This is a genomic window from Binatus sp. (SeqCode) (assembly GCF_036522015.1).
Taxonomy (GTDB): domain Bacteria; phylum Desulfobacterota; class Binatia; order Binatales; family Binataceae; genus Binatus.
Genome location: NZ_DATDGQ010000337.1, coordinates 1 through 4661, shown reverse-complemented (window position 1 = coordinate 4661; position 4661 = coordinate 1). Strand labels below are relative to the sequence as shown.

Sequence of the window (4661 nt, the reverse complement as noted above, 5' to 3'; positions counted from 1 at the left end):
ACGGCTATGGCCACTACCGCTACGACCACGAGGGCACGCGCGGCCGCCGCGTGATGCATATCGAGCGCGGGATCTTCGGCGGCTTTCTCAATTCGCGCGCGACCGCCGCCGTGCTTGGCGCGGAGCCCAACAGATCGGCGCGTGCGAGCGAAGGCTGGCACGTGCCGCTGATCAGAATGTCCAACACCTTTTTCCTGCCAGGTGAGACGCCGCCCGAAAAAATCATCGCCGGCGTCGAGCGCGGCTACTACGTCTGCGGCCATCAGATCCCGTCGATCTCCGAATCGCGTGAGAACTTCAGAATCTCGGCACGGCGCGTTTATGAAATCGAACACGGTCGAATCGGGCGGCTGTATCGCTCGGGCAGCGTGATTGCGGATTCGAAAAGTTTCTTCACCAACGTGGACGCGGTCGGTAACGACCTGCGGCTCATCGCGATCCCCACCTGCGGCAAGGGCCAGCCGATGCAGGTCAAGCGGATGTCCAACGGCGGTCCGACTCTACGCGCGCGCGCGCGCCTGGCGGGCAGCGGATGCGTCCGCTCGCCGAACTCAAGTCGTTCACTCGCGAAGCGTCGCGGATTCTCGCGCGCGAGAAGGATCTGGGGAGCTACGAAGTTTATTGCGCCACCGCGGAGCATCGAATCGCCCGCCTGGCCTACACTTCCGACATTCCAGGCCGCGGCCTCGAAGAGTTCAAGTCGCTTCATGCCGACGGATTCCAGTTGCGGATCGCGATGCGCCGCGATTCGCACGAAGTCGGCGCCGCATTCGAAGCGGGAGATTTCACCTCCGACTCCGTGCGCGACGCAATCCGCCAGGCACGCAGCGCCGCCGTCGTCGATCCGCACTTCTCCGGGTTTCCGACGGCTGCACTCGGCCGCAAGCTGGTGCCGTCCGAAAGGAGCGATCTGGCAAGAGTAGGTGACAGCGCGATCGCAGCGGCCGCGTGGGACGTGCTCGACGGTGCGCTCGACACATTCGCGAAACGCCCGGCCGACGCCCGAACTGCACATCCCGGCCTGATCATAGGTGGCGACGTATCCGTGATTCGCGATCGAGTCGCGATCTTCAACTCGAATTTCGCGGAAGTTCGTACCGATGAGAGCGCGCACTTCAGCGCTTCCGTCACATCGATAATCGAATCGCTCGATGCCAAGGGCACTGCGACCGCGCTTGGCGATTCCACCGCTGCGATGCGCCGCGACGCGCACGTCATCGGCGGTGACGCCGTCCGCCGCGCGCTCGCGCTCTCCCACGGCGCCCGGCCTGCGGCGGGGAAATTTCGCGTGGTGCTCGGACCGCAGCCGGTCGCCGAGATTCTGAACTACATGGTGATGGGCTCGCTCACGACCGGCGCGTTTCACGCCGCCAGTTCCGCTTTCCACGCAAGATTCGGCGCGTCCGTGATGGATTCGCGCCTGAGCCTCGTCGATGACCCGGCCTTTAGTGCGGGCGCGATTCGCCGTCGAATCACTTGCGAAGGAATCCGCACGCGCCGCGTTGAATTGATCCGCGACGGCAAGCTGGCCGGCTTGCTCTCGGATTTCTACGATACCCACCGCTTGCTCACCGACGAGCATCGCGCCGAAAAGCTTGGCAAGAATGCCCCCGCCAAACTCGACTTCCCTCCGCTCAGCGGTTACCGGCTCGGCGAAGGTGGCGGCAGGCGCTTCGACGCGAGTCCCGGTACGGCGGGCACCAACGTCGTGATGCGCGCGCGCGGCGGGGTCAGCGACCGCGAACTGGTGCGCGCCGTTGGCGACGGAATCTACGTCGGCCGCATCTGGTACACCTATCCAATCAACGGCCAGCGCGCGGGAGATTTCACCTGCACCGTCACCGGCGACTCGTACCTGATTCGCGACGGTGAAATCGCCGAGCCGCTGGCGCCCAACTGTTTGCGCATCAATGCGAACATCGCGCAGGTTTTCGAGCGTCCATTTGCGGTTGGGTCGCGCCCGCGACCGGCGACGGTGTGGGGCTCGCCCGAGGCCTACTACGTTCCCGCGATCGCCGCCGACTCGATCGCTTTCGCCGAAGTCGCTGCCACCAGTTAGTCGCGATGCTGCGTCACATCCGCGCGATCACGTCGCGCGAAATTTCGTCGATGCAATCGTTGTAGCCGTCCATCGGAGGATTGATGAAGACTTGCGACAGGCCCGCGCGTTCCAGCGAGCGCAGCCGCTCGACGACCTCTTCTTTCGTCCCGATTATCGTCGTCGCCGCGATCGTCTCGGGCGTCACGTACTTCTGCTCGAGCGGCGCAACGTACGTGCAGTGGCCGATGTGCAACTCGAGGTAGCGCTCGGCCGCCGGCGTCTTCATCTTCGCGACGTACTCCTCGTACGCCTTGTACACCTCGGCGACCGCCTCCGGCAGATAGCCTGCCCGCGCGTATCCTGCGGCGATCGCGTGAAAACTCGCCATCACCCAGTGCCCGGTCATCGCCTTCACGCGCGGCGAATCAAGTTTCTCGCCCGGCCGCAACACGCAAATATGCGTCAGCGACACGATCGGCATTTTGTCCGCGTTGCGACCCACCTTCGCCGCACCCACCGCGATACTTTTCCGCACCACGCCGATTCGATCGGCATCGGTTATTCCCGTCGTAATCGCGCCGTCGCCAAACTCGCCCGCCAGCGCCAAAGTCTTGGGCCCGTTGGCCGCCACATACAGTGGAATCCGGTCGTCGAGGTTGATAAAGCGCCGGTCGCGATGCAGGTAGCGGATTTTCCGGCTCAGCCCTTCGGCGTTGTAAATCGCTTCGCCGTCGTGAAGCAGATCGTGAATCACACGCACCTGCTCGCGGAACTCGGCCTGCTTGACCGGCGGCAGACCCATCACGCGCCGCCCCGTGTGCCCCGTGCCAAATCCCAGAATCACGCGTCCCGGCGCGAGTTGGTTAATCGTCGCGATCGAATGCACCGTCACCGGCGCGATCCTGTTTGACGCTATCGCCACGCCGGTGCCGAGCTTGATCTTCCTGGTGTTCACTGCCGCCAGCGCCATGCACGCGTAGGTGTCGCCCCAAATCATGTGCGAGTCAGGAATCCACGCGTGCGTGAAGCCGCGCTCCTCAGCGTATTTGACGTCCGTGATCGCGCGCTCCGGCTTGGTGAAAATCAATGTTCCAAAATCCATAGTCCGGCTCCTCTCGTGGAACTCGACTATAGCCGACCTTCACCGCAGCTCGTCAAAAGGGAGCTACGGTGCGACGCCGACCGCCGCGAACACGCGATGCAGCACGGGCATCGGATCTTCAGGCCATCGCTCCGCCAGCATCGCGCGCAGCTCGTCGTCGAACGCCGCAACTGCCTCGGGAGCAAGGCTCGCGCCCACTCCCGCGCTCGCGCGAATCCGCCCGCGCCACACTTCATGCGTGTAGATGGCGTCGAGGTCGAACGAAAACGTTTCGAGATTTTTGAAGCCCGCGATCGCCATGTCGCGCGGCCAATTCGGATGGATCCCCAGTCCGCCACCGAACTTCCATTTCGGATTGTGCTTCTCGATCAGCTTTTCCGTCGCCTCGACCATGTTGCCCGGCAGCGGAATCCAGTCGAAATGCGCAATCACGAGCTTGCCGCCCGGCTTCAACACGCGGCGCGCCTCCACTGCCGCGCGAGGACGATCGAACCAATGCCAGCATTGACCCGCCGTCACGAGATCGAACTCGGCCGCCGGCAGTCCCGTCGCTTCCGCCGCAGCATTGACATACTTCACGACGACGCCTGCGACTCGATCCAACTCGGCGGCTTGTTCCATCAGCGGCGCCGATCGATCGAGGCCGGTCACGTCGCATCCGCGCAACGCCAGCCCTCGCGCAATCGTCCCGGTGCCGGTTCCAAGGTCCAGCGCATGCATTCCCGCGCGCAAAATTCCCGCCACCGCCATCCGCTCGAAAAATTCGTCGGGGAAGCCCGCGCGATGCCGCCCGAAGTCGCTCGCGGTCTTCCCGAAGTCTGCGCGCAAATCCTTGAATCGCACTTCCGCCGAGCTCATACGCCGGTCCTCCGTTGAACTTGACTGTATATAACTGGTCCTATCTGGATGCAAGTTGACTCGATGCCACTTGACGAGGCCCCTGCGCGCATGGCGTGATTCCCATGGTGGCGACGCGCAATCTCGAACGTGCCGATTCCGAACGCGCCGGCATGATGACCGCGAGCGAGGCGGCCGCCCAGCTCGGCGTCAAGCTCGGCACCCTCTACGCTTACGTCAGCCGCGGCTGGTTGAAAAGTTACCGCCGCAAAGTCGGCCGCCAGGCGCTTTATCGCCGCGCCGATATCGAAGCGCTGCGTGGGGTCGTTTCCAACGAGCGCGGCCGACGGGGACGCAGCCTGCCGGCAGCATCGACGTGGGTTACGGTCGCGCAACCGAAGAGCATCGACGACGGCGGGCCCGGCGTTATCGTCGCTGAATCAGCTGTCAGCTCGATCAACGAGGGCAAGCTTGCGTATCGCGGCTATCCGATCGAGGAAATCGTCGCGCATGCTTCCTTCGAAGAAGTCTGCCTGCTGCTATGGAGCGGCGAGCGCCCCGTCGCCGAGGAAATCGCCGCGCTCCGTGCCGAGATCCAGGGCGCGCAAGTGCCGTCTTCTGTTGCCGACGCGCTCGCGGCGGTCGGTGACGATGCGCCCCCGCTGCTGAGGCTTGCGGCCG

The 4661-nt window shown here is 64.2% G+C and carries 4 protein-coding genes and 1 pseudogene; 3 read left to right on the top strand and 2 right to left on the bottom strand.

Annotated features, from left to right (window positions below):
• Positions 1-53: 53 nt before the first annotated feature.
• Both VIW95_RS17540 and VIW95_RS14260 read left to right on the top strand, forming a co-directional pair.
• A pseudogene (locus tag VIW95_RS17540) lies at positions 54-449 on the top strand (metallopeptidase TldD-related protein); the annotation flags it as partial.
• An 83-nt stretch (positions 450-532) separates the two neighbouring features.
• The gene (locus VIW95_RS14260) at positions 533-2059 is read left to right on the top strand and encodes a metallopeptidase TldD-related protein (RefSeq protein ID WP_331587669.1); all 1527 of its coding nucleotides are present in this window, start codon (positions 533-535) and stop codon (positions 2057-2059) included.
• A 13-nt stretch (positions 2060-2072) separates the two neighbouring features.
• On the opposite strand, the gene VIW95_RS14255 is transcribed toward VIW95_RS14260, so the two are convergent.
• Positions 2073-3143, bottom strand: coding sequence for an LLM class flavin-dependent oxidoreductase (locus VIW95_RS14255; RefSeq protein WP_331587667.1), 1071 nt, complete (start codon positions 3141-3143; stop codon positions 2073-2075).
• Positions 3144-3206: 63 nt separating this feature from the next.
• The gene (locus tag VIW95_RS14250; protein ID WP_331587665.1) at positions 3207-4001 is read right to left on the bottom strand and encodes a class I SAM-dependent methyltransferase; all 795 of its coding nucleotides are present in this window, start codon (positions 3999-4001) and stop codon (positions 3207-3209) included.
• A 104-nt stretch (positions 4002-4105) separates the two neighbouring features.
• Between VIW95_RS14250 and VIW95_RS14245 the strand changes: the two genes are divergently transcribed.
• Positions 4106-4661 (top strand): citrate synthase (locus tag VIW95_RS14245; RefSeq protein ID WP_331587663.1); only part of this gene is annotated, 556 nt, incomplete at its 3' end.

What these genes read in the sequence shown, in the direction of transcription:
- VIW95_RS14260 (WP_331587669.1), top strand. Translation starts at nt 533, where the DNA reads ATGCGTCCGCTCGCCGAACTCAAGTCGTTCACTCGCGAAGCGTCGCGG.
- VIW95_RS14255 (WP_331587667.1), bottom strand. Translation starts at nt 3,143, where the DNA reads ATGGATTTTGGAACATTGATTTTCACCAAGCCGGAGCGCGCGATCACG.
- VIW95_RS14250 (WP_331587665.1), bottom strand. Translation starts at nt 4,001, where the DNA reads ATGAGCTCGGCGGAAGTGCGATTCAAGGATTTGCGCGCAGACTTCGGG.